This is a genomic window from Rhodoferax sp. ZS1R8 (assembly GCF_056521325.1).
Window position 1 is genome coordinate 1 of record NZ_JBWMBA010000020.1, and the last position, 3,057, is coordinate 3,057.

Genomic DNA, 3,057 nt, shown 5'->3' on the forward strand with positions numbered 1-3,057 from the left:
CTCCACCCCGAAAACGCTATGTAGTTTGTAGCGATACCAATATGTTTCACGGGGGCTGGAGCTGAATTCCATCAAACCGCCGAATTCCAAAGCAGAGCCATCCTTGAACTCACGCTCCGGCCGTGCGTCGAAGCTATTTCGATCAACGTGAGGGTCTTGCCTAGTTGGCGTGCCATCACCAGTGCGGCGCGGTCTTCAACAAGAAGTTCTTGACGGTCCAGAACCGCCGCTTCCAAAACGCGCGCAAGATGGAACCGTGGGTCACGGCGGCTGGACATACGCGCCTCGGCCAGCGCCTCGTCCAATCGCCCAGCCCTGAGTAGAAAGACACCCAAGGCCCAGCCTGTTGCCGCAGACCGAAAACTGACCCACTTGAGGCCACTGTGCCGACTCAAAACTGACCCAGGTGTTTTACTTGCCTTGCCTAAATTTTAGGCAGGGAACAAACAAGGTGATCACCATGGAAATGTTGGGAAGAATTCGACGCATGCATCTACGCGACAAAGTGTCGCTGCATGAAATAGCCAAGCGCACGGGGCTATCGCGCAACACGGTGCGCAACTGGCTGAGGACGCCACAGGAAGTGCAGGTTCCGACCTACAGCCGCACGGCTGGGTTTAGCAAGCTCAGTGGTTTTGTTGCGGAACTGGAGCAAGCCCTCAAAGCCGACGCGCTGCGCCCCAAAAAGGACAGGCGAACAGCACGCGCATTGTTTGCGCAAATCAAGGCCAGCGGTTATGCCGGTGGCAACACCGGCGTCACCGACTACATCCGCGCTTGGCGAACCAGCGCTGGCAAGGACGTCAAGGCATTCGTGCCACTGAAGTTCGACCTGGGTGAGGCATTCCAGTTTGACTGGAGCGAATAAGGCTTGGTCGTGGGTGGCATCTACCACCGCATGCAGGTCTCCCACATGAAGCTGTGCGCCAGCCGCGCCTTCTGGCTGGTGGCCTACCCCAGCCAAGGCCATGAAATGCTGTTTGATGCCCATACGCGCTCCTTCTCGATTGGTGGGGTTGCCAGGCGGGGCATCTACGACAACATGAGGGTCGCCGTGGACAAGGTCAAAAAAGGCAAGGGCCGAACAGTCAACGCCCGCTTTGCCGTCATGTGTGCGCACTACCTATTTGACGCTGACTTTTGCAACGTCGCCAGTGGCTGGGAAAAAGGCGTGGTCGAGAAAAGTGTGCAAGACAGCCGCAGGCGAATCTGGATCGATGCGCAGACCCGCAAATGGAGCAGCTTTGAAGAGCTCAACGCCTGGCTGGGAGAGCGCTGTCGCGCCCTGTGGAGCGAAATACGTCATCCCGAACACAAGCAGTTCAGCGTGGCGGAAATGCTGGAACAAGAGCGCACCGAGCTGATGCCCATGGCGACTCCATTTGACGGCTACGTCGAGCGCTAAGCCAAGGTATCGAGCACCTGCCTGGTGGCGGTGGAGCGCAACCGATATTCGGTGCCGTGCGAGCTTGCGGGTCAGCACGTGAGCACCCGGCTGTACCCCAACCGGGTCGAGATTGCCAGCGATGGGGCCATCGTTGCCAGCCATGATCGGCTTTCCAACCGAGGCCACATCTGCTACGACTGGCAACACTACATTGCGCTGATACAGCGCAAGCCCGGTGCCCTGCGCAACGGAGCCCCCTTTGCCGACATGCCAGCGCCATTACTGCGCTTGCGCCAAGGGCTGATGCGCCATGACGGAGGTGACAAGACCATGGCGCAGGTGCTCAACTGCGTAACCAACCACGGCCTGGAGGCGGTGTTGGTGGCGGTGGAATTGGTCATTGAATCGGGGGCACTGAGCACCGAACATGTCCTCAACGTATTGGCGCGTCTGAACGCCAGCGAGCTGCCTCAGAGCGTTGAAAGCACCCTGCAACTCAAAGAGTTGCGTCTGCACGGCATGGCCAACGCCTGGGACGAACTGTCAACGCACGAGGGCAAACCAAACGATGCCGGCATACAAACCTCGCGTTGGTTGATCGAGCATTTGCTGCAAGCCGAACACGAACAACGCGCGTTTGCTTCGGTGCGCCATCAGATGAAAGCGGCCAAGTTCCCACTGCACCGTGACCTGGCAGGCTTTGACTTTGAGGCTTCAAAGGTGGACAAGAAGTTGGTCGGCCAATTGAGCACATTGGACTTCACCGACACGGCGCAAAACGTCGTGCTCATTGGTGGCCCCGGCACGGGTAAGACGCATCTGGCCACAGCCATTGGGGTGGCTGGCATTGCGGCAAAGGGCGAGCGGGTGCGTTTCTATTCCACGATTGATTTGGTCAATGAATTGGAGAAAGAAAAGCGCGAAGGCAAGGCAGGCCGCATTGCGCTGGCACTGATGCGCATGGATCTGGTCATTCTGGACGAGCTGGGGTATCTGCCCTTCAGCCAAGCCGGTGGTGCCTTGCTGTTTCACCTGCTCTCCAAGCTGTACGAGCACACCAGCGTGGTGATCACCACCAACCTGAGCTTCTCGGAGTGGTCGGCCGTGTTTATTGATGCGAAGATGACGACAGCACTACTGGACCGGCTCACCCACCATTGCCACATCGTGGAGACGGGCAACGAGTCCTACCGGTTCCGGCACAGCACCATGGCTGCCAAGACACGCATCAAGGCCAGAGAGAGTGAGCGCAAAGGCGGCAAAGCGGCGTCGGCAACTCAGGAGGCCGACGAGTCGTTCTGAGGCGCCACAAGCAGGGGGAATCCGCTACGGGCTATGCCCTTCGCTCCTTTCCTCCTGCTTGCCATCAAAGACAAGGAGACCAGATAGAAACCAGCTATTGAGTACACTTATCCACAGTTGCTGATTCAAAAACCAGCAACCCGCCCTGGGTCAATATTGGATCGGCAGGGTGGGTCAATATTCAACCGGTGCTGACAGTCCAACGCGATCAAGTACTCACCCGGTGGTGGCACGGTGGGCTTTGAAGTCCATGCCGGCGAGCGGGAATTTGTCTTCCACATACGGGACCAGGGCATCGGTATTCCCGAGCCCGATTTACCACGACTGTTTGAGACCTTTTACCGTGGAGCCAACGTGGGAAATATTGT

Annotated in this window: 1 protein-coding gene and 1 pseudogene; both read left to right on the forward strand. The window is 58.0% G+C overall.

The features are described from left to right. Positions 1 to 460 precede the first annotated feature (460 nt). Positions 461 to 2,689: pseudogene (gene istA / locus AC097P_RS23245) on the forward strand (IS21 family transposase). A 207-nt stretch (positions 2,690 to 2,896) separates the two neighbouring features. Continuing rightward, the coding region (locus AC097P_RS23250) for an ATP-binding protein (protein WP_479612814.1) at positions 2,897 to 3,057 on the forward strand (161 nt) is incomplete at its 3' end.